Annotated in this window: 30 protein-coding genes, 2 tRNA genes and 1 pseudogene; 14 read left to right on the top strand and 19 right to left on the bottom strand. The window is 71.5% G+C overall.

Annotation, left to right across the window (positions count from 1 at the left end; translation table 11 throughout):
* Positions 1-82: 82 nt before the first annotated feature.
* From PZC42_RS15820 to tig, 6 genes are all read right to left on the bottom strand, one after another.
* A complete protein-coding gene (locus PZC42_RS15820) occupies positions 83-1,333 on the bottom strand; it encodes a baeRF2 domain-containing protein (RefSeq protein ID WP_277212543.1) in 1,251 nt (416 codons plus the stop codon).
* Between the two features lie 129 nt (positions 1,334-1,462).
* A complete protein-coding gene (locus tag PZC42_RS15815; RefSeq protein WP_277212541.1) occupies positions 1,463-1,840 on the bottom strand; it encodes a chorismate mutase in 378 nt (125 codons plus the stop codon).
* Between the two features lie 77 nt (positions 1,841-1,917).
* A complete protein-coding gene (gene clpX, locus PZC42_RS15810; protein ID WP_277212540.1) occupies positions 1,918-3,183 on the bottom strand; it encodes an ATP-dependent Clp protease ATP-binding subunit ClpX in 1,266 nt (421 codons plus the stop codon).
* A gap of 156 nt (positions 3,184-3,339) precedes the next feature.
* Positions 3,340-4,065 (bottom strand): ATP-dependent Clp protease proteolytic subunit, encoded by a 726-nt coding sequence (locus PZC42_RS15805; protein ID WP_277212539.1) that lies wholly within the window; start codon positions 4,063-4,065, stop codon positions 3,340-3,342.
* Positions 4,066-4,117: 52 nt separating this feature from the next.
* Entirely contained in the window at positions 4,118-4,720 is a 603-nt protein-coding gene (locus PZC42_RS15800) for an ATP-dependent Clp protease proteolytic subunit (protein WP_277212564.1), read from the bottom strand.
* Positions 4,721-4,922: 202 nt separating this feature from the next.
* Positions 4,923-6,287 carry a trigger factor gene (gene tig, locus PZC42_RS15795; RefSeq protein ID WP_277212537.1) on the bottom strand — a complete coding sequence of 455 codons (1,365 nt, stop codon included), beginning with the start codon at positions 6,285-6,287 and terminating at the stop codon, positions 4,923-4,925.
* 243 nt (positions 6,288-6,530) lie between these two features.
* Between tig and PZC42_RS15790 the strand changes: the two genes are divergently transcribed.
* Entirely contained in the window at positions 6,531-7,346 is an 816-nt protein-coding gene (locus tag PZC42_RS15790) for a nucleotidyltransferase domain-containing protein (protein ID WP_277212534.1), read from the top strand.
* A gap of 27 nt (positions 7,347-7,373) precedes the next feature.
* On the opposite strand, the gene PZC42_RS15785 is transcribed toward PZC42_RS15790, so the two are convergent.
* Positions 7,374-7,991, bottom strand: a complete 618-nt coding sequence (locus tag PZC42_RS15785; RefSeq protein ID WP_277212532.1) for a helix-turn-helix domain-containing protein — start codon at positions 7,989-7,991, stop codon at positions 7,374-7,376.
* 67 nt (positions 7,992-8,058) lie between these two features.
* Between PZC42_RS15785 and PZC42_RS15780 the strand changes: the two genes are divergently transcribed.
* On the top strand, positions 8,059-9,012 hold the full coding sequence (locus PZC42_RS15780) for an NAD(P)/FAD-dependent oxidoreductase (protein WP_277212530.1): 954 nt from the start codon (positions 8,059-8,061) through the stop codon (positions 9,010-9,012).
* Between the two features lie 25 nt (positions 9,013-9,037).
* On the opposite strand, the gene PZC42_RS15775 is transcribed toward PZC42_RS15780, so the two are convergent.
* A complete protein-coding gene (locus tag PZC42_RS15775) occupies positions 9,038-9,517 on the bottom strand; it encodes a nitroreductase/quinone reductase family protein (protein WP_277212528.1) in 480 nt (159 codons plus the stop codon).
* A gap of 93 nt (positions 9,518-9,610) precedes the next feature.
* Between PZC42_RS15775 and PZC42_RS15770 the strand changes: the two genes are divergently transcribed.
* Positions 9,611-10,312 carry a TetR/AcrR family transcriptional regulator gene (locus PZC42_RS15770; protein WP_277212525.1) on the top strand — a complete coding sequence of 234 codons (702 nt, stop codon included), beginning with the start codon at positions 9,611-9,613 and terminating at the stop codon, positions 10,310-10,312.
* Positions 10,313-10,367: 55 nt separating this feature from the next.
* Here PZC42_RS15770 and PZC42_RS15765 read toward each other — a convergent pair whose 3' ends face one another.
* Positions 10,368-10,853, bottom strand: a complete 486-nt coding sequence (locus PZC42_RS15765; RefSeq protein ID WP_277212523.1) for a DUF4190 domain-containing protein — start codon at positions 10,851-10,853, stop codon at positions 10,368-10,370.
* Positions 10,854-10,973: 120 nt separating this feature from the next.
* On the opposite strand from PZC42_RS15765, the gene PZC42_RS15760 reads away from it, so the two are divergent.
* Positions 10,974-11,336: a YidH family protein gene (locus PZC42_RS15760; protein WP_277212521.1), complete on the top strand. Its 363-nt coding sequence runs from the start codon at positions 10,974-10,976 to the stop codon at positions 11,334-11,336.
* The gene (locus PZC42_RS15755) at positions 11,333-11,677 is read left to right on the top strand and encodes a DUF202 domain-containing protein (RefSeq protein WP_277212519.1); all 345 of its coding nucleotides are present in this window, start codon (positions 11,333-11,335) and stop codon (positions 11,675-11,677) included. Before PZC42_RS15760 ends, PZC42_RS15755 begins: the two co-directional genes overlap by 4 nt.
* 36 nt (positions 11,678-11,713) lie before the next feature.
* Here the strand turns inward: PZC42_RS15755 and PZC42_RS15750 are convergent, their stop codons facing one another.
* The 6 genes and pseudogenes from PZC42_RS15750 to PZC42_RS15725 all read right to left on the bottom strand — a co-directional run bounded on the left by PZC42_RS15750 (position 11,714) and on the right by PZC42_RS15725 (position 14,078).
* Positions 11,714-11,878, bottom strand: coding sequence for an alkyl sulfatase C-terminal domain-containing protein (locus PZC42_RS15750; RefSeq protein ID WP_498041193.1), 165 nt, complete (start codon positions 11,876-11,878; stop codon positions 11,714-11,716).
* A 72-nt stretch (positions 11,879-11,950) separates the two neighbouring features.
* Positions 11,951-12,282 (bottom strand): annotated as a pseudogene (locus PZC42_RS15745) (alkyl sulfatase dimerization domain-containing protein); the annotation flags it as partial.
* A gap of 34 nt (positions 12,283-12,316) precedes the next feature.
* Entirely contained in the window at positions 12,317-12,580 is a 264-nt protein-coding gene (locus PZC42_RS15740; protein WP_277212518.1) for a hypothetical protein, read from the bottom strand.
* Between the two features lie 18 nt (positions 12,581-12,598).
* A complete protein-coding gene (locus PZC42_RS15735) occupies positions 12,599-13,189 on the bottom strand; it encodes a hypothetical protein (protein WP_277212516.1) in 591 nt (196 codons plus the stop codon).
* Positions 13,190-13,193: 4 nt separating this feature from the next.
* Positions 13,194-13,805, bottom strand: a complete 612-nt coding sequence (locus PZC42_RS15730; RefSeq protein ID WP_277212515.1) for a hypothetical protein — start codon at positions 13,803-13,805, stop codon at positions 13,194-13,196.
* 199 nt (positions 13,806-14,004) lie between these two features.
* Positions 14,005-14,078 (bottom strand) — tRNA-Pro (locus PZC42_RS15725).
* A 132-nt stretch (positions 14,079-14,210) separates the two neighbouring features.
* Between PZC42_RS15725 and PZC42_RS15720 the strand changes: the two genes are divergently transcribed.
* From PZC42_RS15720 to PZC42_RS15700, 5 genes are all read left to right on the top strand, one after another.
* Positions 14,211-14,281, top strand: a tRNA-Gly gene (locus tag PZC42_RS15720).
* Between the two features lie 179 nt (positions 14,282-14,460).
* Complete coding sequence (locus PZC42_RS15715; protein ID WP_277212514.1) at positions 14,461-15,498, top strand: lytic polysaccharide monooxygenase; 1,038 nt, start codon at positions 14,461-14,463, stop codon at positions 15,496-15,498.
* Between the two features lie 522 nt (positions 15,499-16,020).
* The gene (cysK, locus tag PZC42_RS15710) at positions 16,021-16,956 is read left to right on the top strand and encodes a cysteine synthase A (protein ID WP_277212512.1); all 936 of its coding nucleotides are present in this window, start codon (positions 16,021-16,023) and stop codon (positions 16,954-16,956) included.
* Positions 16,956-17,561 carry a serine O-acetyltransferase gene (cysE, locus tag PZC42_RS15705; protein WP_277212510.1) on the top strand — a complete coding sequence of 202 codons (606 nt, stop codon included), beginning with the start codon at positions 16,956-16,958 and terminating at the stop codon, positions 17,559-17,561. The genes cysK and cysE overlap by 1 nt, the downstream gene beginning before the upstream one ends.
* 63 nt (positions 17,562-17,624) lie before the next feature.
* Entirely contained in the window at positions 17,625-18,362 is a 738-nt protein-coding gene (locus PZC42_RS15700) for a VOC family protein (protein ID WP_277212509.1), read from the top strand.
* Positions 18,363-18,371: 9 nt separating this feature from the next.
* Here PZC42_RS15700 and PZC42_RS15695 read toward each other — a convergent pair whose 3' ends face one another.
* Complete coding sequence (locus PZC42_RS15695) at positions 18,372-18,770, bottom strand: MmcQ/YjbR family DNA-binding protein (RefSeq protein WP_277212507.1); 399 nt, start codon at positions 18,768-18,770, stop codon at positions 18,372-18,374.
* A gap of 107 nt (positions 18,771-18,877) precedes the next feature.
* On the opposite strand from PZC42_RS15695, the gene PZC42_RS15690 reads away from it, so the two are divergent.
* Entirely contained in the window at positions 18,878-19,909 is a 1,032-nt protein-coding gene (locus tag PZC42_RS15690; protein ID WP_277212562.1) for an LLM class F420-dependent oxidoreductase, read from the top strand.
* Between the two features lie 4 nt (positions 19,910-19,913).
* Here PZC42_RS15690 and PZC42_RS15685 read toward each other — a convergent pair whose 3' ends face one another.
* Positions 19,914-20,243 (bottom strand): MGMT family protein, encoded by a 330-nt coding sequence (locus PZC42_RS15685; protein ID WP_277212505.1) that lies wholly within the window; start codon positions 20,241-20,243, stop codon positions 19,914-19,916.
* A gap of 65 nt (positions 20,244-20,308) precedes the next feature.
* On the opposite strand from PZC42_RS15685, the gene PZC42_RS15680 reads away from it, so the two are divergent.
* Positions 20,309-21,616, top strand: coding sequence for a GNAT family N-acetyltransferase (locus PZC42_RS15680; RefSeq protein ID WP_277212504.1), 1,308 nt, complete (start codon positions 20,309-20,311; stop codon positions 21,614-21,616).
* A 27-nt stretch (positions 21,617-21,643) separates the two neighbouring features.
* The gene (locus PZC42_RS15675; protein WP_277212502.1) at positions 21,644-22,711 is read left to right on the top strand and encodes a protein kinase family protein; all 1,068 of its coding nucleotides are present in this window, start codon (positions 21,644-21,646) and stop codon (positions 22,709-22,711) included.
* Here the strand turns inward: PZC42_RS15675 and PZC42_RS15670 are convergent.
* Both PZC42_RS15670 and PZC42_RS15665 read right to left on the bottom strand, forming a co-directional pair.
* Complete coding sequence (locus PZC42_RS15670) at positions 22,708-23,730, bottom strand: Fpg/Nei family DNA glycosylase (protein ID WP_277212501.1); 1,023 nt, start codon at positions 23,728-23,730, stop codon at positions 22,708-22,710. The genes PZC42_RS15675 and PZC42_RS15670 overlap by 4 nt on opposite strands.
* A 1-nt stretch (position 23,731) precedes the next feature.
* A complete protein-coding gene (locus tag PZC42_RS15665) occupies positions 23,732-24,190 on the bottom strand; it encodes a ribose-5-phosphate isomerase (protein ID WP_277212500.1) in 459 nt (152 codons plus the stop codon).
* 81 nt (positions 24,191-24,271) lie between these two features.
* On the opposite strand from PZC42_RS15665, the gene PZC42_RS15660 reads away from it, so the two are divergent.
* A complete protein-coding gene (locus PZC42_RS15660) occupies positions 24,272-26,284 on the top strand; it encodes a M13 family metallopeptidase (RefSeq protein ID WP_277212499.1) in 2,013 nt (670 codons plus the stop codon).
* Positions 26,285-26,286 lie beyond the last annotated feature (2 nt).

The raw sequence follows: 26,286 nt of genomic DNA, 5'->3' as shown, positions 1-26,286 counted from the left end.
CTGGGGCGGGCGGGGCGGCCCGGGGGGGGGGGGGGCGGCGGGGGGGGGGGGGGGGGCCCCCCCCCCCCGGCGTCCTGGGTGGTCAGATCGCCATGCGACGAGCGCTGTCCCCGCTCATCGAGTCGGCCGACTCGTGCGGGGTCCCGTCGTCGTGCCACCGCAGCGTCGCCCCGACACCGTCCATCAGCTCGACGGAGCCCGCGGGCGCGAACGTGAGGCCGGCGTCCTGCGCGACGGCGGCGCGCAGCAGCGCGGACGCCGCAGGCAGCTCCTCCAGCCCCTCCGAGACGCCCAGGCCCTCGAGCTGGGCCTTCGCGACGCCGATGTGCAGCGGCTCCGGCCCGATCCATAGGTGCCGGCCGTTGAGCAGCCCTCCGAACCACGGTCCACCGGCATCGCCGTCGCTCCAGGAACGCAGGGCACGAGCCGCGTCGTCGGCCAGGTCCTCCGACAGCACGAGGCGCTTGACCTGCCCGCGCGAGAGCATCTCGACGACGTCGTCCACGCTCGTCACCGCCCCCGCCTCACGGCCGAGTCCCTCACGCAGCTCGGCCAGGGATCGCTCCTGACGACGCTCGCGGAACGCGTCGAGCGCGTCGGCCGCCGCCGTCGCGAAGGCGTCCGGGTGCACGCCGGTGCCCTGGCGCCCGCCACCCGGCACCTCGACGGTGAGCCGGGAGGCCTCCTGACCGAGGGCGCCGCGCACGAGGTTCACGGCTCGCACGTCCCCGGTGATCAGCACGATCTCCGGCTGCGCGGCCGCCACGCGTCGCCCGATCTCCGCGGCGACCGCCTCCGCGTTGCGGCGCCACGAGTCCTCGGCGCGGGACTCGATCGTGGCTCGCTTGGTGGACGTGCTGGACGTCTTGGAGACCTCGTCGTGCGAACCCTCGAACGTCTCCGACTCGCCGACCAGGTGGCCCTCGCCGTCCACGGCGCTGAAGTCCGCACCCTGACGGTCGACGGCGACGAAGAGCGCGTCCACCGACTGGTCCGCCGAGCGCGCGGCCTGCAGCAGCGACGGCACCTGGTGCCAGACACCGGCCATGACGGCCGGCGGTTCGCGCAGCACCCGATCGACCAGGACGCCCTCGGCGTCAGCGATGAGTACCCGTCCGTGCGGTCCCGGAACCCTCGTGGGCCGGTCCACCGCCTCGTCCAGGTCGCGGAGCACACCGTCCGGCGCGCCCTGCTTCGCGAGCATCCGCCGCACCGAGCGCCAGCGGTTCGCCACGTCCCGGTCACCGGCCTCGGCCGCACGCGTCGCGTCCAGATAGACGGTCGCGAACGGGCCCGGGTGGCCGACGAGAGGTTTGAGCCATTCGATCGTCATGCAGGATCCCCCTTGGGTCCGTCGACTGTGCCTCCCAGCGTGCGACGGATCCAGGTGGCGCGCCACCCGCAGGACCCGGTCAGCGGGATTCGTTCGCAGTCGACGAAACGAGCGCTACCTCGACGCTCTTCAACTGTAGGTGTCGAGGGGTGGCGCGTTCCCCGCACGCTTGCCGGCCGCGTGCTCGGCAGCGATCCGCTCGTGGTGGCGGATGACCTCCGAGACGATGAAGTTGCGGAACTGCTCGGCAAACTGCGGGTCGAGACCTGCCCCGGAGGCAATCGTCTTGAGGCGGTCGATCTGCTGGCGGTCCCGCTGCGGGTCGGCCGGCGGCAGCCCGTCGGTCGCCTTGAGCTCACCGACCCGCTCGGTCGCCCGGAACCGTTCGGCCAGCAGGTGGACCAGCGCCGCGTCGATGTTGTCGATGGTGCTGCGCAGCGCGAGGATCTCGGGAGGCAGCGCCCGTCCGGTCTCGGGAACGGGCGCTTCGTCGAAGGGCTGGGCCATGTGCCGATCCTACGGTCGCCGGTGGCCCCCGGGGCGCGTGACCGGCATGTGACCTTCGTCCGCGGGCCGGAACGAGGTCAGGCGGACTTGCGGTTGCGCACCGGGCCCGAGGTCCGCGGGACGATGGTCGGGTTGACGTTCTGCTCGACGACGTCGCGCGTGACGACCACGCCCTCGACGTCGTCGCGGCTCGGGACGTCGAACATCACCTGCTGGAGGACCTCCTCCATGATGGCGCGCAGACCGCGGGCGCCGGTGCCACGCAGCAGTGCCTGCTCGGCGATGGCGTCGATGGCGTCGTCCGCGAACTCCAGCCGCACGCCGTCGATCTCGAACATGCGCTGGTACTGCCTGACGAGCGCGTTGCGGGGCTCGGTGAGGATCCGCACCAGTGCCTCGCGGTCGAGCGGGGAGACGGACGCGATGACAGGGAGCCGACCGATGAACTCCGGGATCAGACCGAACTTGTGCAGGTCCTCCGGCCGGACCTCCGAGAAGAGGTCCTCGTCCCCGCCCGACTCCATCGGCGCCGAGAACCCGATGCCGCGCCGGCGTGCCCGGGCGGCGATGATGTCGTCCAGACCGGCGAAGGCACCCGCGACGATGAACAGGACGTTCGAGGTGTCGATCTGGATGAACTCCTGGTGCGGGTGCTTGCGACCACCCTGCGGAGGGACCGAGGCGCTCGTGCCCTCGATGATCTTCAGCAGCGCCTGCTGGACGCCCTCGCCGGAGACGTCCCGGGTGATCGAGGGGTTCTCCGCCTTGCGGGCGACCTTGTCGACCTCGTCGATGTAGATGATGCCCGTCTCGGCCTTCTTGACGTCGTAGTCAGCCGCCTGGATGAGCTTGAGCAGGATGTTCTCGACGTCCTCGCCCACGTAGCCCGCCTCGGTGAGGGCCGTGGCGTCCGCGATCGCGAAGGGGACGTTGAGCATCTTGGCGAGGGTCTGCGCGAGGTACGTCTTGCCCGTACCCGTGGGACCGATCAACAGGATGTTGGACTTCGAGATCTCGACGGAGTCCTCGTCGTCCTTCACCGGCGGGGCGGCCTGCACCCGCTTGTAGTGGTTGTACACGGCGACCGCGAGGGCGCGCTTGGCGCCGTCCTGGCCGATGACGTACTGCTCCAGGAAGGTGAAGATCTCGCGCGGCTTGGGCAGCTCGGTCATCCCGACCTCGGCAGCCTCGCCGAGCTCTTCCTCGATGATCTCGTTGCACAGGTCGATGCACTCGTCACAGATGTACACGCCCGGTCCGGCGATGAGCTTCTTGACCTGTTTCTGAGACTTGCCGCAGAACGAGCACTTGAGCAGGTCTGCGCCGTCACCGATACGAGCCACCTCGGGCCTCCCTTGTCTCGTGCAGGTCCTTCACCCATTCCACACCACCCGGGCCCCGTTGTCAGCACGATTGGCCCGGTGTGGCGTGACCCGGGGCAACCGACCTGTCGTCGGGGCCCCGGGTCACGAGTCGTCGCACGCCTTGGCGGTGACCGGTCAGCGCTCGAGCTGCAGCGCCTTGCGGGACTCGAGGACCTGGTCGACGAGACCGTACTCCAGGGCCTGGGCCGCCGTGAGGATCTTGTCGCGCTCGATGTCGTCGCGGATCTGGTCGACCTCCTTGCCGGTGTGGAAGGCGAGCGTCGCCTCGAGCCACTCGCGCATCCGGATCAGCTCGTTGGCGTGGATCTCGATGTCGGAGGCCTGGGCGTAGCCGCCGTTCTCCATCGCCGGCTGGTGGATGAGGACGCGGGCGTTGGGCAGCGCCAGGCGCTTGCCCTTCTGGCCGGCGGCCAGCAGCACCGCCGCGGCGGACGCCGCCTGCCCGAGGCAGACGGTCTGGATCTGCGGCTTGATGAACTGCATCGTGTCGTACAGCGCCGCCATGGCCGTGAACGACCCACCCGGCGAGTTGATGTAGATCATGATGTCGCGGTCCGGGTCCTGGGACTCCAGGACTAGCAGCTGCGCCATGACGTCGTCGGCCGACGCGTCATCGACCTGGACGCCCATGAAGATGATGCGGTCCTCGAACAGCTTCGTGTACGGGTCCTGACGCTTGAAGCCGTACGGCGTGCGCTCCTCGAACTGGGGCAGCACATAGCGTGCAGACGGCGCGGCGGTGCTCGATCCGTACGGCATCGCGACGCCGCCCGGGCGTGCGGCGCCACCGGCGAGGCGCTCGGCCGTCATCGCGAACTGGTACTCGGGCGAGTAGCTCATGGTTCTCCTCGAAACAGGATGGGTCTTGCGACCGGGGTCGGTGGGGGTGGTGTCAGCGGGCGTTCGTGCCACCGCCACCGGCGACCGACGACGCCGTCTCGACGACGCGGTCGACGAACCCGTACTCGAGCGACTCTTCCGCCGTGAACCACTTGTCGCGGTCGTTGTCCTTGAGGATCTTCTCGAGCGTCTGACCGGTCTGCTCTGCCGTCAGCTCCGCGAGCACCTTCTTCATGTGCATGATGAGCTGGGCGCCGATGCGCACGTCGGTGGCCGTACCGCCCACCCCGCCGGACGGCTGGTGCATCAGCACACGGGCGTGAGGGGTGATGTAGCGCTTGCCCTTCGCCCCCGAGGACAGCAGGAACTGCCCCATCGAGGCGGCCATGCCCATGGCCACGGTGGCGACGTCCGGCTGGATGAACTGCATGGTGTCGTAGATCGCCATGCCGGCCGTGATCGAACCGCCCGGGGAGTTGATGTAGAGGTAGATGTCCTTGTCGGGGTCCTCGGCCGCCAGGAGCATCAGCTGGGCGCAGATCGCATTGGCGTTGTCGTCGCGCACCTCCGAACCCAGCCAGATGATGCGCTCCCTGAGGAGCCGGTTGTAGATGGAGTCGTTGAGGCCGAGGCCCTGTCCTTCGGACCGGGCCATGGGCGTCTCCTGGTCCACCTGCAGCAGATCGTTCACGTCCGTCTCCTTCGGTTCGCTGTCGCTCGACCCTAACGCGCCCCACGGGGCCGAAGAGTCCCTGATGTGCCTTGTTTCGCTGCGGGCGCACAGGCCTGCCACCGGGGACGACGACGGCCCGCACCCTCCGGGAGAAGGTGCGGGCCGTCGTCGTGCAGCAGGGTGGTCAGGCCTTGGCCTGGTCCTCGGTCGCCGACTCCTCGGCGACCTCGTCCTCGGCAGCGTCCTCGGCGGCGGCGGCCTCGGCCTCGTCGTCCTCGGCGGTGCCGATGAACTCGGTCAGGTCGACGACGTTGCCCTCGGAGTCCTTGACCTCGATGTCGCGCAGCGCGACGGCGAGCGCCTTGGAGCGCGCGACCTCGCCGACCATCGCGGGGATCTGCCCGCCCTGGTCGAGGGTCTGGATGAACTGCTGCGGCTCCATGCCGTACTGCTGGGAGGCCTGCACCAGGTACTCGATGAGCTCGCCCTGGCCGACCTGCACCTTGAGCTGCTCAGCGAGGGTGTCGAGCAGGATCTGGTTCTTGATCGCCTTGGTGGCGTCCACGACGACCTCGGCGCGGTGCTCGGAGTCCTCGAGGCGCCCCTCCTGCTCGAGGTGGCGGTGCACCTCGGCGTCGACGACACCCTGCGGCACGGGGATCTCGACAGCCTCGAGGAGCTTCTCGAGCAGGGCGTCGCGGGCGGCGACGGCCTGGTTCGAGGTCTTGGCCGAGGCGACCTGCTCGCGCAGGTCGGCCTTGAGCTCGTCCAGGGTGTCGAACTCCGAGGCCATCTGGGCGAAGTCGTCGTCGGTCTCGGGGAGCTCGCGCTCCTTGACCGAGGTGGCGGTGACGGTGACCGTCGCCTCGTCGCCCGCGTGCTCACCTCCGGCCAGGTTCGACGTGAAGGTGGTGGTCTCGTCGGCGGACAGACCCGTCAGGGCCTCGTCCAGCCCCTCGAGCATGTTGCCCGCGCCGATCTGGTAGGAGACGCCGGAGACGGAGTCGATCTCCTCCTCGCCGATGACGGCCTTGAGGTCGATGACCACGTAGTCGCCCTCGGCGGCGGGACGGTCGACGCCCACGAGGGTGCCGAAGCGCTCGCGCAGGGACTCGAGCCGCTCGTCCACGTCGGCGTCGGCGACCTCGGTCGACTCGACGGTCACGTCGAGGCCGGACAGCTCGGGCAGCGTGAGCTCGGGGCGGACCTCGACCTCGGCGACGAACGCCAGCTGGCCCTCGCCGGCCTTCTCGGGGATCTCGGTGACCTCGACCTCGGGCTGACCGAGCGGGCGCAGCTCGCTCTCGTTCACCGCGTCACGGTAGAAGCCCGACAGGCCCTCGTTGACGGCGTGCTCGACGACGGCACCCCAGCCGACCCGCTGGTCGATGATGCGCGGGGGGACCTTGCCCTTGCGGAAGCCGGGGATGTTCACCTGCTCCGCGATGTGCTTGTAGGCGTGGTCGATGCTCGGCTTGAGCTCGTCGTACTCCACCTCGACGGTCAGCTTGACCTTGGTGGGGTCCAGGGTCTCGACGGCGCTCTTCACTTCGATGGTCTCCAACGTGTCGGGTGCGTGCGCGCGCGTCTCGCCGGTACGTGCCGGGCTGGTTGCTGCGGCGCTGGATGCTGTGCTGTGCGTTGCTGGGCAATGCGTCGTGCTGTGTCGTCGTGCTGTGTCGGAACCCGGTACGGCGGGCGTACGGGCAACCCATCGATCATACGCCACCTCCCGCGGCCCGCGGAGCGGCCGGACGGTGGGATGCGCCACCCCGGGCACTACCCTGGGGCGGTGCGCGCAATTCCTGCGACCCTCGACCCCGGCGTGGTCGCCGAGATCGACCGACGCCTGGCCCTCGTCGCGGTCGAGCACCACGTGCGCGTGCCCTGGGCGGTCGAGAGCGGCAGCCGGGCCTGGGGCTTCCCGTCCCCTGACAGCGACTACGACTGCCGGTTCCTGTTCGTCCGGCGTCCCGAACGGTACCTCGCGCTCTGGCCGGACCGGGACGTCGTCGAGACACCGCTCGACAAGGTCTTCGATGTCAACGGGTGGGACCTGGCGAAAGCCGTCCGGCTGGTGGTGAAGGGGAACGCCACGGTGATCGAGTGGCTGCAGTCCCCGATCGTCTACACCGGGGACGAGACGTTCCGGTACCGCTTGCTCGCGTTCGCCGAGCAGGCTGCCGACCGCGTCCTTCTTGCGCGCCACTACCTGCACGTGGCCCGCAACCAGCAACGGCGCGCGCCGACCCTCAAGCGCTTCCTCTACACGCTGCGCCCGGCCGTGTCGCTGCGCTGGCTCGCGGATAACCCGGGCTCGGGGCTCCCCCCGATGGACCTGCCGACACTCCTGGGTGAGTCCGCTGTCCCTGCACCCGTCCGTGCGGCGGCGGGCGGCCTGATCGAGCTCAAGGCCGTCACGCGCGAGACCGGAACCGCGACACCGCCGGCGGTGCTCACCGAGTTCGTCGCGGACGAGCTCGGCCGAGCCGAGGTCGCCGTCCGGGCGGCCGGCCGGACGAACCGGGCCGACGTACGGGCGCTGGCGGAGCACTGCTTCCGGTCCGAGATCGAGCGGGTCTGGTCGGCGCCCCGACCGCCCGGCTGACCGCGGCGGCACGGGCCGCCCTGCGGGTCACGACGAGCGCTTGGGACGCACCCGGGTGTGCGCCCGCTGACCCTGCTTGCCGAACAGGCTGAGCATCTCGACGGCCTCGCCGTCGGCCGGACCGAACCAGTGCGGCACGCGGGTGTCGAACTCGGCGGCCTCCCCCGGGCCGATGACGACGTCGTGGTGCCCCAGGACCAGGCGCAGCCGGCCGGCGAGCACGTAGAGCCACTCGTAGCCCTCGTGCGTGCGAGGGTCCGGGCGGGTGCGCGCGTCGGACGCCAGGATCATCTTGTAGGCGCCGATCTCCGGCGATCCCGGGGTGAGGGGGATGTAGGTGATGCCGTCGGCCGTGACCGGCTTCAGGTGCACGCGGGGGTCCCCCGTGGTCGGCGCGTCCACCAGGTCGTCGAGCGTGACGCCGTACGCCCGTGCCAGCGGGAGCAGCAGCTCGAGCGAGGGCTTGCGCGCACCCGACTCCAGCCGGGACAGGGTGCTCACGGAGATGCCGGTCCGGGCGGAGAGCGCGGAGAGCGTGATCGCCCGTGCGTGCCGAAGGCCCCGCAGTCGAGGACCGACGGTGCCGAGCGCGGCAGCGAGGTCGTCGCTCCCGGTCGCGGTGTCGTGGCTCGCGTCGTGAGACATCACCGCAGTTTGCCATGTCGGCAACACACCTTGCAATCATGCACGACGGCGTCGCACCCTGGCGACCATGAACGAGACCCTGGACAAGACCTACGACGTGCTGGTGATCGGTGGCGGTGCCGCCGGCCTGAGCGGCGCACTCACGCTGGCCCGCGCCCGATGGAAGGTCGCCGTGCTCGACGCCGGCGAACCCCGCAACGCCCCGGCGGCGGGGGTGCACGGCCTGCTCGGGCGTGAGGGCGTCGGTCCCGCCGAGCTGGTCACCACGGGCCGGGCCGAGGTCCGGGGATACGGCGGCCAGGTCGTGGACGGGCGCGTGGCCCAGGTCGTGCGGGACGACGGCGGCACCCACCCCTTCGTGGTGACGCTCGACGACGGCCGGGTCGCCCGCGCCCGCCGGCTGCTCGTCGCGACCGGGCTCCTCGACGAGCTCCCCGACGTGCCGGGCCTGGCCGCACGATGGGGCCGGGACGTGCTGCACTGCCCCTTCTGCCACGGCTACGAAGTACGCGACCAGCGCATCGGCATCCTGGCCACCGGGCCCCACGCAGCCCGCCAGGCGCTGCTCTTCAGCCAGTGGAGCGGGCAGGTCGTGCTGCTCACCCACACCGCACCCGCGCCGTCCGACGAGGACGCCGCCAAGCTCGCCGCCCGCGGCGTCGCCATCGTCTCCGGGACGGTTCGGCAGGTCACCGCCGAGGAGGACCGACTCACCGGCGTCGTGCTCGCCGACGGCAGCACCGTGGCCCTCGACGCACTGGCGGTCGCGACGACGATGCGCGCCCGGACCGACGTCGTCGGGCAGCTCGGTCTGGAGGTCGCGCCACACCCGTCCGGGCAGGGCGACCACCTGGTGGCCGACGAGACCGGTCGGACGTCCGTGCCCGGCGTCTGGGTGGCGGGCAACGCGAGCAACCTGGCCGCTCAGGTCTCGACGGCCGCGGCAGAGGGAGCCTGGGCCGCAGCACAGATCACCTTCGACCTCGTCGAGGCGGATGCCGTCGCAGCCGTGCGCACCTGACTCGCGCGGCGCGCGCTCGGGGCGGTCACCGCGGGTCGAGCACCACGACCGGTGTCTCGCGGGGACGGGAAGCGGCGAGCCGGTCGAGGTTCTCGCCACCCCACCCCTGATAGGTGGCCAGCTCGTCCCACAGGCGCGCCCGTTCGTGGCCCACGGCCTCCCGTCCGCGCACCCGACGAGGGCCGTCGACGGTGTCGACCTCGACGTCGGGCTGCGCCCGGAGGTTGAGCCACCACGCCGGTGGCGGGTCGCCCCAGCCGTTCATCGCGAGCGTCACGTAAGAGCCGCCGTCGTCGATGTACCCGAGGATCACGGCGCGTTCCTGGCCGGTGCGGCGGCCGACCGTCCGCAGCCGCAGCATGCCCATCGTTCCCCCGGGTGTCGGCCGGGTCAGCGGGTATCGACCGCCGGTCAGCCGGTAGAGGCCGCGCTGCAGCGACCAGACGGTGCGCATGACCCACCGCGGCGGGAGCCACGGCCTCTTCTCAGTCTCGACGGTGTCCACCACGGCCTCCTTGTAGTTCTACGCCGTAGGCCTACGGCATAGGCCTACACCGTAGCGCTACGATGTAGACATGGCAACGGTAGGGTTCGAGGAATGGCCACACCGAGCAGTGCGGGCACACCGGGCACGCGCCGCCGCGGCGGTGCCGGGCTGAGCCGCGAACGCGTCGTCGCCGCGGCGATCGACCTGGCCGACGCCGAGGGCCTCGACGCCGTGAGCATGCGTCGCCTCGCCACCGGGCTCGGCGTCGACCCGATGTCGCTGTACCGCTACGTCGACGGCAAGGACGACCTGCTGGCCGCGATGGTCGACGCCATCGTCGCCCGGATCGAACCCGTCACCGACGCCGGGGACTGGCGCGCCGGAGCGCGCGCCACGATCCTCGCCGCCCGCGCGACGATGCTGCAGCACCCGTGGGCGGCAGCCGTGCGCAAGGCCCGCACCGACCCGACGCCGGCCGAGCTCACCCACCTCGACACGCTGCTCGGCATGCTGCGCGACGCGGGCTTCGACCTCGCGCTCACGCACCACGCGATCCACGTGCTCGGCAGCCGCATCCTCGGCTTCAGCCAGGACCTCTACGACGACGGCGCGGCCACGCCCGAGGAGGCCGCCGCGACGGCCCGGATGCTCGCCACCAGCCACCCGCGCCTCGCCGAGCTCGCCGTCGCCGTGAGCCACGACGGCGCGCTCGGCGGGTGCGACGACGACGCCGAGTTCACCTTCGCCCTCGACCTCGCCCTCGAGGGCCTCGAGCGTCGGCGCCGCGATGCCGAGCGCTCCCGCTCAGCCTGACCCCGCGCCGATGTCCGCAGACCCCCCGCGGGCGCGGTCGTCGTGAGTCCGTCGGTCAGTATCCGGACGCGGCCAGCCCGGCGATGATCAGGACGGGGACGACGATCGTCGCCGTTCCGACCCAGCCGAGGACGATGCCCGCGAGCGCCATCCCCCGGCCCTCCTGCGGAGCCTCTGGCGACGCGTTCCTGATCTGGTTCAGCGCGACGTAACCGAAGACCAGCGCGAGGATGCTGCCGACCCAGTAGAGCCAGAGGATCCCGAGCACCAGCGCGGCGATCGCGAGGCCGTTGGTGGGCGGTCGCACGACGTACTGCGGGTAGGCATATCCCGGTGGGTAGGCCGGATAACCCTGCTGGTAGTAGCCCGGGTGACCCGGCTGCCCCGGTCCCGGCTGCCCGTACCCGGGCTCTGCCGGGGCCTGCGAGTATGGTGCAGACGGCGCGGACGTCTGGTGCTGCTGGTACGGCAGCGGCTGCGTGGGGTGCTCCTGCGGGTGACTGTCGCTCGGGACGGCGTACGGATCGGTCGGGTCGGTCACGGCGGTCTCCGGTTCGCGTGGGCAGGTCGTCGCGCGACTCTTTCGTCGGCGACCGTGCCGACACCGCAGCCAGGTGCCAGGATGGCCGCGAACCCGGAGCCCGCATGCCGAGAGGACCCCATGGCGACCGAGCGCTTCCCCCGGTGGGTGTACTCCCGGGGCACCGAGCCCGACGCCCGGTTCTCCCTGGCGAACGAACGCACCATCCTCGCCTGGGTCCGGACCTCCCTCGGGCTGATCGCCGGCGGGGTGGCGCTCGAGGCGCTGGACCTGCCGATGGAGCCGGGCCTGCGGCTCGTCGCCGCCGTCGTGCTGCTGGTCGCCGGGTCCGCGGTGCCCGTGCTCGCGGCGCTCGAGTGGGCACGCACGGAACGCGCCATGCGGGAGGACGCTCCGCTCCCCGGTGCGATCACCGGGTTCTTGCTGGTCACCACCGTGACCGTGGTCGGCGTCCTGGTCCTGCTGGCGCTGCTGCTGCGATGAGCGAGACCGCCGAGCCTCCCGACCGCGCCGAAGAACGTGGGCTGGCCGTCGAGCGCACCGCACTGGCCTGGCGGCGCACGCTGCTGTCCTTGATGGCCGTGAGCCTGTTCGCGATCCAGGTCGTCCCGGACGCACGGGGTGCGCCGGCGCTGGCCTCGGCCGCGGCCGTCCTCGTGCTGACTCCCCCGCTGTGGTGGTTCGCCAAGCAGCACGCCCGGCACACGCACGTCCAGATGCGCCAGGAGCCCCAGCGGCTGCGGCACGGCCGTCGTATCGCGCTGATCTGCGCGGGGACCGGCCTGCTCGGTCTGGGCGGCATGATCCTGGTCCTCGCGTTCTGAGGGCGCCGGCGAGCGAGGACCAGGGCGCCCGGAGGGTCAGGGTGTCACGATGGCGAAGTTCGTGTCGCCGGGCTGCAGCACGACGTCGATCGTGAGCTTCTCGTCCCACGCCTTCGGGCCGTCCACCTGGATGCCGAGCGCGTCGAACAGCGGCGTCGGGGTGAGCGCGCGGAGCAGGTCGGGCGGGCTCGCGTCCGTCAGCGTCCCGAACAGTCCCTCACGCAGCTCGGTCGCGCCGGAGAGGAAGAAGTTCCGCCAGGTGCCGTTCTCGGCCCCGTAGCCGAGCTGCTCGTAGGTGTCGGCGAGCAGCTCGCGAGCAGCGGTGTGGTCCGGGTCCGCGAAGACGGCGTGGTTGGCCGCCTCGGCCGCCCAGCGGAAGTCTCCGGCGTCGAAGGCCTCGCGGGCGTTCTCGACCAGAGCGTCGACGCCGCCGGCGAACTTCGCGTACCGCTGGGCCCGCTCCACCGGGTGTGCTCCCACAGGTGCGCCGGGTTGCCGTCGAACCGGCCCATGCAGCGCTGGTAGTCGGCCTTGACGTTGTGGCTCACCGAGCCGTAGTAGCCGCGCGCGCTCCAGGCGTTCTCCAGCGCCGGAGGCAGGACCATCTGCTCGGCGATCTCCGACCCCGTCCACCCTGGTTCAGCAGACGCAGCGTCTGGTCGTGGAGGTAGCCGCACAGGTCGCGCTGCACCGACAGGAACTCGACCACCCGCTCGTTGCCCATGTCGGCCAGTGATGGGAGGAGAGCACGACGTCGGCGTCGCCTCCGAACAGGTCGATGGTCTCGGAGAGATAGCGCGACCAGGCGTGGGGATCGCGCGTGGCCAGGAACGGGAGGCTGTCCAGCACGGCCCGCTGCTGGCTGACGATGCTGGGCGCTGGCGGCTTCGGCGCTGTGGTCATGGCCACACCCTGGTGGGCCTAGGCGTTCACAGTTGTGAGGTCGGGCGGTTCGGCGGCAACTTGCGCGAGCGCCGTCATGTACTGGCTCCTGATCGACACCCTGGTGACTTGCTTGCACTTGTACCCCAGAGGTGCGTCGCCCCAGGTGCCATCGACGTAGACCTCGAGAAGGTAGACCCACTTGCCGATGACCGCGTCCCGCCGGCCGATCCAGATGGTGTCTGGGAACCGGAACTCCTGCTCGATTCCCAGCAGCTCATCTCCTGACGCCAAGGTCCCGAGCACACCCTTGGCCGAACCGAGCCTCACGCCGGCGTGAGGAACGACGGGCGGCCAGCTCGGAAGCGTTCTGGCGAATCTCGACTCGAACGACTCCTCGTCCACGCGCCAAGCCATGACATCCCGCAGTCGTATCGCCGCATGGCCGTCGGGATATCCGCCGTCCGAGGTGACCGCAAGGAGCACCCATCGACGCCCGACCGCGACGAGGAAACCTCTGACCGTCTCAAGATGCTTCGACTCGCGATAGAAGACGATCTGGTTCTCGTTGCCCACCTCTTGGGAGAGCGCCCTTCTGAGCGCACGATTCTTCGGCTTCTTTCTACCCATCAAATTACCTCCTGTGTGGGACCAGCCGGCAGGGCACAAACCCAGCGGGGACTTCGTCGTGCTCGACTTCGTACAGGCACTCACTGCAGACGTCGTCGGCTGGGTCGTGCTCGCGCCAGTCATGGCCGCACATCAAGCACTCGCCCACCAGCAGCACCGGAGCAGGCCTGAACCTCCTCCACAGGGGGACGGTCCGCTTCCATTCAACCTGAACTGTGATCCGCCTTCTGTCGGCAAGAGCTCTGAGACCAGGTCCAAGGAGTGCGGCGCGAAGCCCTTCGCGCGAAGCGCCGATGCTCAGCGTGTTCGCGTCGCTGATGTCGAGCTCCGCCGTACCGCACATCATGGAAAGATCGTTCGAGTATGGACCGAACGTCTTGATCCAGTCCCGGACACCTGGCCGTCGCGGATCCAGAGTCGCCATCGTCTTCGTGTTCAGCCTGTCGAGTGCGGCCGGTGCGGCATCGATCCCCTGCTGATGCATGGGGTGATCCGGGTTCTCCCACACGAGAGACAGCCATTCCATGTGCCACAAGGAGGCGAGCTCGACGAGTACGGCACCAACCTGGGGCGCGTCGTCAGGGGCGTATTCAACAAACGCGTAGTTCAGGCTCACGCCGATGGACACCTCCACACTCTGGACCCCATCACTCGGGGACGTCACGGCGAGCGCGCATGGCGTAGGAGCTCCATGACGACCCGTGCAAGGTTCGTCGCGGCAGATCCGAGCCGAGCCGACGCCACGTGATGGAACAGATGCCCTGAGTCGAGTGCGCCCACCCGCACGAAATCACGTTCGTGCAGGTGGGCAGCGGTCGGGGTGACAGGATTTGAACCTGCGACCCTCTGCTCCCAAAGCAGATGCGCTACCAAGCTGCGCCACACCCCGTGGTACCTGTCCGCCCGAGGACGGCAGGCCCGCCGACAGTGTAGTCGGCCAGAGCACCTCGGAGGTTTTGCTAGGCTGACGCCGCGTTCCGAACACGCACCGCGCCGTACGGTGCGGCGCCGTCGGGCACGTGCGGGCGTAGCTCAATGGTAGAGCCCCAGTCTTCCAAACTGGCTACGCGGGTTCGATTCCCGTCGCCCGCTCCCTCCCCCTTCAAGGGGCCTCCACCTGCTCTCCCCGCCCCTCGCACCGGGCGGAGCCGTGCGCACAAGCCGCCGACCAAAACGGTTCGGACAGTGGCCTCGGCCGCGCTCCCATGGCCTGATGGCTCGTGTTCGGGCCGCTTCGCGGCGGCCGCCGTACGAGCACCAGGAGGACATCGATGTCCCGCACGACCCGATGGCGCCAGGCCGCGGCGGTTGCCGCCGCCGCCCTCGTAGCCCCCTTCGCGTTCGTCGCCGTCGCCACGGTGGGCGCGAGCTCGGCCGCCGCCCACGGCTCGGTCACCGACCCGCCCACCCGCAACTACGGCTGTTTCGAGCGGTGGGGCACCGACCACCTCAATCCGGCGATGGCCGAGGCCGACCCGATGTGCTGGGGAGCCTGGCGAGCCGAGCCGGCCGCCATGTGGAACTGGAACGGCCTGTACCACGAGGGCATCAACCACCGGCACGAGGAGCTCATCCCCGACGGTCAGCTCTGCTCCGGCGGGCAGACCGAGGGCGGCCGGTACGACTTCCTGGACACGCCCGGCGGGTGGTACGCCACCGGGGTGGACCACCAGTTCACGCTCACCCTCACCGACGGCGCCAACCACGGGGCCGACTACCTGCGGATCTACGTCTCGAAGCCCAGCTTCGACCCCACGACCGAGCGGCTCGGCTGGGACGACCTCGACCTGCTGCAGGTGACGGACTCCTACCCGACCGTCTCGCCGTACCAGGCCGAGGTGGACCTGACCGGCTACGACGGCCGCGCCGTGCTCTACACCGTCTGGCAGGCGAGCCATGCCGACCAGCCGTACTACCTGTGCTCCGACATCAACATCGGCGGCGAGGACATCGTCGGCGACGGTCCCGCCGACGGCGGGGACCCCGGTGACGGCGGGGACCCCGGTGACGGTGGAGACCCCGGTGACGGCAGCACCGGCGACTGCACCGCCGAGGTCGCCGTCACCAACGCGTGGTCCGGCGGCTACCAGGCCGACGTGACCGTGACCGCCGGTGACGCAGCGATCGACGGCTGGGACGTCGTCGTCCACGGAGCGACCATCAGTCAGGCGTGGAACGGGTCGGCGACCGGCAACACGGTCTCGAACGCCACCTGGAACGGCAGCCTCGCCTCCGGCGCGTCGACGTCGTTCGGGTTCCTCGGCGACGGCGACCCGGGCACCGTCTCCGTGGAGTGCTCGGCGGCCTGACCGACCCCCAGCACGGTGGCCTCGACCCTGTCAGGGTCGGGGCCACCGTCGTTTGTTCGTGCCGTGCACCGCGGTCTGTCGTCCATGGTCCGCGACTCATCGATGCTCTCGATCAGTGAGACCGGCCTTGTCGATCTGTCGGCCGGTCGATAGGCTCGGCGCCGCAGGGCACTTCGCCCTGCACGAGTGCCGACGCACGCGGCCCGAGCCGCCGGACCAGGGAGGAATGCACGATGCCCACCGCGCTCCCCCACCGCGTCGCCCTCGCGGCTGAAACCCGCCGGTGCATGTCGATGTGCCCGCCGGTGTGCGCCGCACCCATGACGGCCTGCCGCTGTCGGTAGAGCGTCCACGTCACGCCTGGCCCCGACCCGATGGGCCGCGGCGACCGTGCGACGCTCGCAGACCAGCGCCCACCATGGGGCCAACCAACCCGGCCAGGCACAAGCACTCGCCACGATCGGTGGCACTCCACGCTCCAACCGCCCTGTCTCACCGCTACCCACGAAGGAAGAACCACTCATGGCCACCATCTACGACGACGCGACGAAGCTCATCGGCCGCACCCCGCTGGTCCGGATCAACCGCCTCACCGAGGGCTCGTCGGCCATCGTCGCCGCCAAGCTCGAGTTCTACAACCCCGCCAGCTCGGTCAAGGACCGCATCGGCGTCTCGATCATCGACGCCGCTGAGGCCTCCGGTGACCTCAAGCCCGGTGGCACCATCGTCGAGGGCACCTCGGGCAACACGGGCATCGCGCTGGCCTTCGTCGGCGCGGCGCGCGGCTACGACGTCGTGCTCGCGATGCCGGAGACGATGTCGAAGGAGCGCCGCGCCCTGCTGCGCGCCTACGGCGCCGAGCTCGTGCTCACGCCGGGTTCGGAGGGCATGAAGGGCGCGGTGGCCGCGGCCGAGAAGATCGCCGCCGAGCGCCCGGGCGCGGTCCTGGCCCGCCAGTTCGCCAACGAGGCCAACCCGAAGATCCACCGCGAGACCACCGCGGAGGAGATCTGGGCCGACACCGACGGCGGGGTCGACATCGTCGTCGCCGGCATCGGCACCGGCGGCACCATCACCGGCGTCGGCCAGGTGCTCAAGGAGCGCAAGCCCGAGGTGCAGATCATCGCGGTCGAGCCCGAGGAGTCCCCGATCCTCAACGGCGGCGCCCCCGGCCCGCACAAGATCCAGGGCATCGGCGCGAACTTCGTCCCCGAGATCCTCGACACCGAGATCTACGACGAGGTCATCGACATCAACGCCGAGACCGCCGTCGAGTGGGCGAAGCGCGCCGCGAAGGAGGAGGGCCTGCTCGTGGGCATCTCGTCCGGCGCCGCCCTGGCCGCCGCCGCCCAGGTCGCCGCGCGTCCGGAGAACGCCGGCAAGACGATCGTCGTGATCATCCCCAGCTTCGGCGAGCGCTACCTGTCCACCATCCTGTTCTCCGACCTGCTCGACTGATGGCAGGCTCCTCGGCGCGCGCGTTCCTCCGTCTCCTCCGTGAGGATGCGGAGGTCGCGCGCGCCCAGGACCCGGCAGCGACGACGCTGGCCGCGGTCGTCCTGACCTATCCCGGCGTGCACGCCGTGTGGCACTACCGTGTCGCCCATGCCCTGTGGCAGCAGCCCGCCCTGCGCCTGCTCGCTCGCGTCGTGTCCCTCGTCTCGCGGCTGTTCACCGGCGTCGAGATCCACCCCGGTGCCCGCATCGGTCGGCGCCTGTTCATCGACCACGGGATGGGCGTCGTGATCGGGGCCACCGCCGAGGTCGGCGACGACTGCCTGCTGTTCCACGGCGTCACCCTGGGCGGACGCTCGATGAGCCCGGGCAAGCGCCACCCCACGCTCGGCGACCGCGTGATGATCGGCTCGGGCGCCAAGGTGCTCGGGCCGCTGTGGATCGGCGACGACGCCAAGGTCGGCGCCAACGCCGTCGTGACCAGGGACGTCCCGTCGGCCGCCGTCGCCGTCGGGGTCCCGGCACGGCTGCGCACGCCCCCGCGGCCACGACCGACCAACGGGCAGACCTTCGAGGACCCCTCCCAGCTCATCGAGTACGTCATCTGACCATCTGACGACGGGTCGGCAACGGTCCTCGATCAGGTGGCTCTGGGCCTAGGATCGGGCGGCATGGCGCTGCAACTCGTGCAGGTGAACTTCAAGGCGCGCGACGACTCGGCCCTCGGCGAGTTCTGGGCGGAGGCGCTCGGCTGGGGCGTCTCCAGCGAGGGCCCCGGCGTGACCAACGTCGAGCCCCTCGGCTTCGACTGGCCGCACCCGACCGCCGTCTGCGTGGACGTCGTCACCGTCCCCGACCCCGAGACCGTGCGGTACCGGACGCACCTCGACCTCGCCAGCACGTCGGCGGCCCACCAGGCGGAGCTGGTCGCGCGCCTGAAGGACCTCGGCGCGACGCCCGCCGACGTGGGCCAGGGCGACGTGCCGTGGGACGTCCTGGCCGACCCGGAGGGCAACGTCTTCTGCGTGCTGGAGCCCCGGTCGATCTACCGGGACACCGGTCCGATCGCCGCAGTGGTGGTCGACTGCGCGGACCCGCGCGGGCTGGCCCGGTTCTGGGGCGAGGCGACGGGCTGGACCCTGCACGAGGCGACCGGCGACCATGTGCGGCTGCGCTCGGCCCAGGGCGTCGGGCCGTACCTGGAGTTCGTCCGCACGCCCGACGAGAAGACCGCGAAGAGCCGCGCCCACCTGGACGTGCTGCCGTATCCGGGTGACGACCAGGCGCTCGAGGTGGAGCGGTTGCGCGCCCTGGGCGCCACCCCGGTCGACATCGGCCAGGGCGACGTGCCGTGGGTGTGCCTCGCCGACCCGGAGGGCAACGACTTCTGCGTCCTCTCGCCGCGCTGACGCGGAGCCTCACTCGGTACGTCCACCCCTCGCGAGATGCTCTGCGGCCAGTCGACGCGGAGCCTTGACGAGCCAGGCGTCCTCCACCGCCTCGGCGAGCTCGGCCTCGTCCACGTCGTCGAGCCGGACGAGCACCGCGGGATAGCCGTCGAAGTGCGGGATCGTGAAGAACGACGCCGGGTGGGCGGCGAGCACCGCCTCCTTCTCGCCGAGGTCGTCGACGGCGAGCCCCAGGATCGGTCCGGTCGGCGGCTCGGCCTCGAAGCGGCGCAGGTCGGCCTGCGTGAACGGACGTTCCCACACGAACTGACGACCTGCGACGCGCCACGTGCGCCAGCCGCGCGAGACTCCCTCCTCGGTGCCGGGGAGCGCGAGCGCGATGCGGGCGACGTCGTCGTAGGTGGCCACTCCTCCAGCATCCGAGGCAACGTCTCAGGTCGCACGTCGGCTAGGGTGGGCAGTACCCGAGACTCGGCGTCTCAGACACGTACTCGACGAGGAGACCCATGACCACCCTGCGCATCGGCATCCAGACCGGCTACTGGTCCCGCAAGCCGCCGGCCGGCATCGTGGAGGCCCTGCAGCAGGCCGAGGCCGCCGGACTCGACTCCGTCTGGACCGCCGAGGCCTACGGGTCCGACGCCTTCACCCCGCTCGCCTGGTGGGGCTCGCACACCGAGAGGCTCCGCCTCGGCACCGGCATCGCACAGATGGCCGCTCGCACACCGACCGCCACCGCCATGCAGGCCATCACCCTGGACCACCTCTCCGGCGGACGGTTCGTGCTCGGCCTCGGCGCCTCCGGACCACAGGTGGTCGAGGGCTGGTACGGCCAGCCCTACCGGCGTCCGCTCGCCCGCACCCGGGAGTACGTCGACATCGTGCGCCAGGTGGTCGCCCGCGAGCGCCCGGTGACGTACGACGGCGAGTTCTACCGGCTGCCGCTGCCCGAGGATGCACCCGGCGCCACCGGGCTCGGCAAGGCCCTGAAGCCGACCGTGCACCCGGTGCGCCAGGAGATCCCCATCGTGCTGGCCGCCCAGGGCCCGAAGAACGTCGCGCTGGCCGCCGAGATCGCCGACGGCTGGATGGCCGGGTTCTACGCGCCGCGCACCGACGCCGAGCACCGCGAGCTCCTCGCCGAGGGGTTCGCGCGCCGCGCAGAGGAACGCTCCCGCCCGGAGGACTTCGAGGTCGTGGCGACCGTCCCGGTGGTCGTGCGCGACGACGTCGAGTCCGCGGCCGACGTCGTCCGCCCGCACATCGCCCTGTACGCCGGCGGCATGGGCGCCAAGGAGGCCAACTTCCACAAGGCCTCGCTCGACCGGCTCGGCTACGCGGAGGTCACCGACGAGGTGCAGCGGCTCTACCTCGAGGGCCGCAAGGAGGACGCGGCCCGAGCGGTGCCGACCGAGCTCGTCGAGGAGATCGCGCTGGTGGGTCCTGCGGCCAAGGTGCGCGCCGACCTCGCCCGGTGGGAGGGCACGGCCCTGACGACGCTGCTGGTCCAGGGCGACGCGGCGTCGGCGGCGGCCCTGCTCTCCTGACCCCTCAGGGCAGCCAGACGGCCCGGCGCAGGTCGACGCGCCGGCCGTCGCGGGTCAGTGGACAGCCCTCGGCACGCAGCTCCGTCAGCGCCCGGTCCAGGTGCCGGGCGGGCGGTGCGCCGGCCGCGTTCACCACCCGCCACCAGGCCACACCGGAACCCGCGCGGGCCATGACCTGACCGACCTGGCGAGGGCCGCCGCGGCCCAGCACCTCGGCCACGGCCTCGGCGACCAGCCCGTAGGTCGTCGCCCGCCCTGCCGGGACCTGTTCGACGACGGCGAGCACCTCGTCCAGGTACTCCTCGGCAGCACTCGTCCCGGGTTCGTCGGTCACGCCGTGACCCTACCGCCGCGCCAATTCGCTGGCGCCCACCCCGGCCGGGCGGCAGGATCGAGCCCGTGACCATCGACGCACCTGCCCCCACCGGGTACCGCTTCCGCCAGCTCACCGCCGAGGACCGGCGCGCCGTCACCCACGTGGACTCGTGGGCCTTCCCGTCGCCGTCCGACCCCGACGAGGCCGAGAAGGGCCCCTCTCCGCTGACATGGGAGCGCGCCGTAGGGGTCGAGGCCGACGGCGAGAAGGCCCCGGGCTCCGAGCTCGCCGCCATGCACGCCTCGTACCCGTTCGCCCACTTCCCCGTCCCCGGCGGCACGCTGCCCACCGCCGGGCTCACCTGGGTCGGCGTGCACCCCCAGCACCGTCGTCGCGGCCTCGCCACCGCGATGATCGACCTGCACCTGGCACGCTGCCGCGAGCGCGGCGAGCCGCTGTCCGCGCTCTTCGCCGCGGAGTACCCGATCTACGGCCGGTTCGGGTACGGCAAGGCCGCCGACGACGCCCGCCTGACGATCCCGCGCGGCGCCCGGCTGCGGGACGTCCCCGGAGCCGCCGAGCACACCGTCCGCATCGAGCACATCGACCGCGACCGCCACGGTGCCCTGGTCGACACGGTGCACCGCGCGGCGGGCGAGTCCCCGGGCGGCCTGGGGGTGAACCGGCCCGGCTGGGCCACGAGGGAGTCCCCCGAGCTGCAGGCCGCCTGGTGGCACGACCCGACGGCGTTCCGCGGTGGCCAGGAGTCCCGCCGCGTCGTCGTCGTCGAACGTGACGGTGAGCCCCGCGCCTACGCGCTCCTGCGCCGCAAGCTCGACTGGACGCACTCCGGCACCGACGGCACCGTCAACGTCCTCGAGGCCGTCGCCCTCGACGCCGCGGCGTCCCGGGCCCTGTGGGGTGTGCTGCTCGACCTGGACCTGATGACCGAGACGAAGCCGTTCATCCTCGCCCCGGACGACCCGCTGCTGTCCCTGCTCGAGAACCCGCGCGCCGCCGGCCAGCGCCGGGTCGACAACGTCTGGGTGCGGCTCGTGGACGTCCCCACCGCCCTGGCCGGCCGGCAGTACGCGGCCAGGATCGACACGACCCTGGCCGTGGCCGACGCCCGCCTGACCGACAACGCCGGCGTCTGGCGCCTGCGGGCCGAGCCCTTCGGCGCGGCCACGTGCGAGCGTTCCGACGTGCCGCCGTCGGACGCCGACCTGGCCCTGGACGTGCGCGAGCTGGGTGCCGCCTACCTGGGCGGGACGTCGCTGGCCGGTCTCGCCGCGGCGGGAAGGGTCGACGAGCTCACGCCCGGTGCCCTGGCCGCGGCGAGCACGGCGTTCGGCTGGCCCGTCGCGCCCCTGTGCAGCTGGGTCTTCTAGGCCGTGCCAGCCCCACTGGAGGCAGGGTTGACGAACCCTGACACGTCCCGCGGCCCCCGTCTGGCCGCCCACGAAGCCGTCTCCGCATCGCTGTCGCGCTGCAGCGACCGCAGACTGCAGGAGCTCCTGGACGCCGCCACACCGATCGGTTCCGGCATCGGCGGGAAGACCCTCCTGCTGGAGGTCGAAGGAACCTCGGTCTTCGTCAAGCAGGTGCGCCTCACCGATCTCGAGCGACGCCCGGAGAACGTCGGCTCGACAGCGAACCTGTTCGAGCTGCCGACCTTCTGCCACTACGGCGTCGGCAGCATCGGCGGCCCCGGGTTCGGCGCCTGGCGAGAGCTGGCCGTGCACACCACGACGACGAGCTGGGTCGTCTCGGGCGACTACGAGGGGTTCCCCCTGATGTACCACTGGCGGGTGCTCACCGATGCTGGCCAGCCGCTCCCCGAGGAGCTGGCCGACGTGGAACGCGCCGTCGCCTACTGGGGAGGCGGACCCGGGATCCGCCACCGGATCGAAGCCCTGCAGCAGTCCTCGGCGAGCATCATGCTGTTCCTGGAGTACATCCCGCAGAACCTGCACGACTGGCTGGGTGTCCAGATCGGGTCCGGTGACGAGGCCGCCGAGCGGGCCTGCGCCATGGTGGACGACGAGCTGAAGGCCGGCATCTCGTTCATGAACGCCCGCGGGCTGCTGCACTTCGACACCCACTTCGAGAACATCCTGACCGACGGCAGTCGGCTGTACTTCGCCGACTACGGGCTCGCGATCTCCTCCGGGTTCGAGCTCGCACCGGACGAGGCCGACTTCTTCGACGAGCACCTCAGCTACGACCGCTGCTACACCGCCACCCACCTGGTGAACTGGCTGGCCGTCGCGCTGCACGGGTACGGACCGGAAGAACGCCGGGCGTTCGTGCGATCCTGCGCCCAGGGGGTGTCTCCGGGGGGCGTCCCGGCGGCGGTCGCGGCCGTCCTGGTCCGTGACGCGCCGGTCGCCGCAGTGGTCGGGGACTTCAGTCGCCGGTTCCAGCGGGAGAGCCGGGCGACGCCCTACCCGCTCGACGCGATCCTCCGGATCGGACAGGCCTAGTTCTGGCAGGCCCCGCACCAGAAGAGGTTGCGCCCGGCCAGCTCCTTGCGCAGGACGGGCGCGCCGCACACCCGGCACGACAGCCCGTCGCGGTGGTAGACGTAGAACGCCTCCGCGGCGGGGACGGCGCCGAGGTCGTCGTCGGTGTTCTGCCGGGTCCGACGGCGGAGCTCGTCCGAAGCCCGCTGCCCGCTGCCCGTCCCGCCGTCGCGGTGCTCGGGCCGTGTGGTGACGATCCGGCCGCTGGCGGCGCCGTCGCGCATGAGGACGACCAGGTCGTCCCACATCGCACCGAGCGCGTCCTGCGGCACGTCGCGTCCCGGAGCCAGCGGGTCGATACCGGCGCGGAACAGCGCCTCGGCGCGGTAGATGTTGCCCACCCCCGCGATCACCGCCTGGTCCATGAGCTGCTGCCCGACGGTCACGCGCGACCGCCGCACCCGTGCCACGAACGCCGCGCGCGCCACGTCGAGCGAGCCACGACCGCCGTCCGGCCGGATCGGGTCCGGGCCGAGCCTCGCCTCCACGCCCGCCTTCTCCGCCGGCGTGAGCACCTCGCACGCGGTCGGGCCGGTCAGGTCCGCCACGGCGTGCGGACCCACCAGGCGTGCCCGGACGGCCCCGCGCGGTGGTGGTGGTGCCCACGGCCCCGCCGGACCCTGCGGCCCGGGTGGTGGGGTGGAGTCCCGCTCGCCGATGCGGCGGCGCGGCGCCCCGATGGCGTGCACGACGTCGGCACTGCCGTCACCGGCGAACGTCCAGGCACCGTAGAGCCCCAGGTGGACGCGCAGCCAGTGCTCCGCGCCGGAGGCGTCGGCCGAGGGATCGGCCGTGGCACCGGCCGCGAAGCCGACGAAGAGCTGCTTGCCCCAGGCCTCGGCCCTGACGAACGTGCCGCCGTCGAGCAGGGACGCGCCCGCCGCGAACCTGCCCTGGGGGCTGGTGACGCGGACCGGCCGGCCGGCGAAGAGCTCGTGCAGGGTGCGGGCGAGCCGGTGGACGGTGTGCCCCTCGGGCACGTCAGGCGGAGGGACGCGACGCCTCGTAGGCGGCGAGCTGGTCGATCCGGCGCTGGTGGCGGGCGTCGCCGGAGAAGGGCTCCGCGACGAACGCGTCGACCAACGCCGTGGCCTCCTCGACCGAGTGCATGCGGCCGCCCACGGCGATGACGTTCGCGTCGTTGTGCTGGCGGCCGAGCGTGGCGGTCTGCGGCGACCAGGCGAGGACGGCGCGCACGCCCGGCACCTTGTTGGCCGCGATCTGCTCGCCGTTGCCCGAACCGCCGATGACGATGCCCAGCGCACCGGGCTCGGCCACGACGGCCTCCCCCGCCGCGAAGCAGAACGACGGGTAGTCGTCCTGGGCGTCGTACTCGTGGGCCCCGTGGTCGACGACGTCGTGCCCGGTGGCGCGCAGGTGCTCGACGAGGTGGGACTTGAGCTCGTATCCGGCGTGGTCGGCGGCGATGTGCAGGCGCATGGCCACATTCTCACCCACGCGCCGACCACCTCGCCGCCCCGTCTCACGGGGCGCACCCCGACCGGTGCGTAGTCTGGCGCCATGACGACCGACGCGACCGGGCTGCGGTCCGGCATCGACACATCAGCACTCGACGACGCGACCCGCCCCCAGGACGACCTGTTCCGCCACGTCAACGGCCGCTGGCTCGACTCGTACGAGATCCCGGCCGACCGCTCCATGGACGGCGCGTTCCGTGCCCTGCACGACGCGGCCGAGGAGCAGGTCCGCGAGATCATCACCGACGCGGGCGCCGCGGCCCGGCGTGGTGCGGCGACGGGCTCCCAGGCGCAAGTGGGCGACCTGTACGCGAGCTTCATGGACACCGAGCGGGTCGAGGCGCTGGGCATCTCGCCGGTGCTCGACGAGCTCGCCGCGATCCGTGACGCCGCCGACAAGGCGTCCCTCGCCCGCGTGCTCGGCACGGTGCAGCGCACCGGCGGCGGCGGCGCGGTCGCCTTCTACGTCGACAACGACGCCAAGGACCCCGAGACGTACGTGACGTACTTCGTCCAGGGCGGCATCGGCCTGCCCGACGAGGCGTACTACCGCGAGGACCAGTACGCCCCCATCCGGGCCAAGTACACCCCGCACGTGACGCGCATGCTGGCGATCGCCGGCGTCGGGCAGGACGCCTGGGGCACGACGGCGGCCGACGCGGCCGAGCGCGTCGTCGCGCTGGAGACGCAGCTCGCCGGGCACCACTGGGACGTGGTGCGCGACCGCGACGCCACCGAGACCTACAACCCCACGACGTTCGACGACCTGGTCGCCTCGGCGCCCGGCTTCGACTGGGCGGGCTGGGCCGAGGCGCTGGGCGCCCCGGACGGCTCGCTCGACGACCTGGTGGTGCGCGAGCCGTCGTTCGCCACCGGCTTCGCCGCGCTGTGGGAGTCGGGCGACCTCGCCGACTGGAAGCTGTGGGCCGCCTACCACCTGATCACCGCCCGTGCGCCCTACCTGGCCGACGCCGTCGTGGAGGCGAACTTCGACTTCTACGGTCGCACCCTCTCCGGCGCGCAGGAGGTGCGCGAGCGGTGGAAGCGTGCCGTCACTGTCGTGCAGGGTGCGCTCGGCGAGGCCGTCGGCCAGGAGTACGTGGCCCGGCATTTCCCGCCCAGCCACAAGGAGCGCATGGACGAGCTCGTCTCGTACCTCGTGGCCGCCTACCGGGAGTCCATCGAGAACCTGGACTGGATGACCGACGAGACCAAGCAGCGCGCGCTGACCAAGCTGGAGAAGTTCACCCCCAAGGTGGGCTACCCCGTGCGGTGGCGCGACTACTCCGGACTCGAGATCTCCGGCGACGACCTGGTGGGCAACGTGCGCCGCGCGCACGCGTTCGAGCAGGACTACGAGCTCGGCAAGATCGGCCGGCCGCTCGACCGCGACGAGTGGTTCATGACCCCTCAGACGGTCAACGCCTACTACAACCCGGGGATGAACGAGATCGTGTTCCCCGCGGCGATCCTGCAGCCGCCGTTCTTCGACCCGGACGCGGAGGACGCGGTGAACTTCGGCGGGATCGGCGCGGTGATCGGCCACGAGATCGGCCACGGGTTCGACGACCAGGGCTCGAAGTACGACGGGGACGGGCGGCTCGAGGACTGGTGGACGTCCTCCGACCGCGCCGAGTTCGAGCAGCGCACGAAGGCGCTCATCGACCAGTACGGCGCCTACCGGCCCGCACAGCTGACCGACGAGGCCGCCCGCGTCAACGGGGCGCTGACGATCGGCGAGAACATCGGTGACCTCGGCGGGCTGTCGATCGCGATCAAGGCCTACCGGATCGCGCTGGGCGGCTCGCTCGACGACGCCCCGGTGGTCGACGGTCTGACCGGCCTGCAGCGGGTGTTCCTCGGCTGGGCCCAGGTGTGGCAGGCCAAGGGCCGTGACGAGGAGGTCGTGCGGCGGCTCGCCACCGATCCGCACTCGCCCAACGAGTTCCGGTGCAACGGCGTCGTGCGCAACGTCGACGAGTACTACGAGGCGTACGACGTCGCGGCGTCCGACGCGCTGTACCTGCCCGCTGACGAGCGGGTGCGGATCTGGTAGCA

Source organism: Isoptericola croceus (assembly GCF_029382255.1).
GTDB classification, from domain to species: Bacteria; Actinomycetota; Actinomycetes; order Actinomycetales; family Cellulomonadaceae; genus Isoptericola; species Isoptericola croceus.
This window is presented reverse-complemented; position numbering and strand designations above follow the sequence as displayed.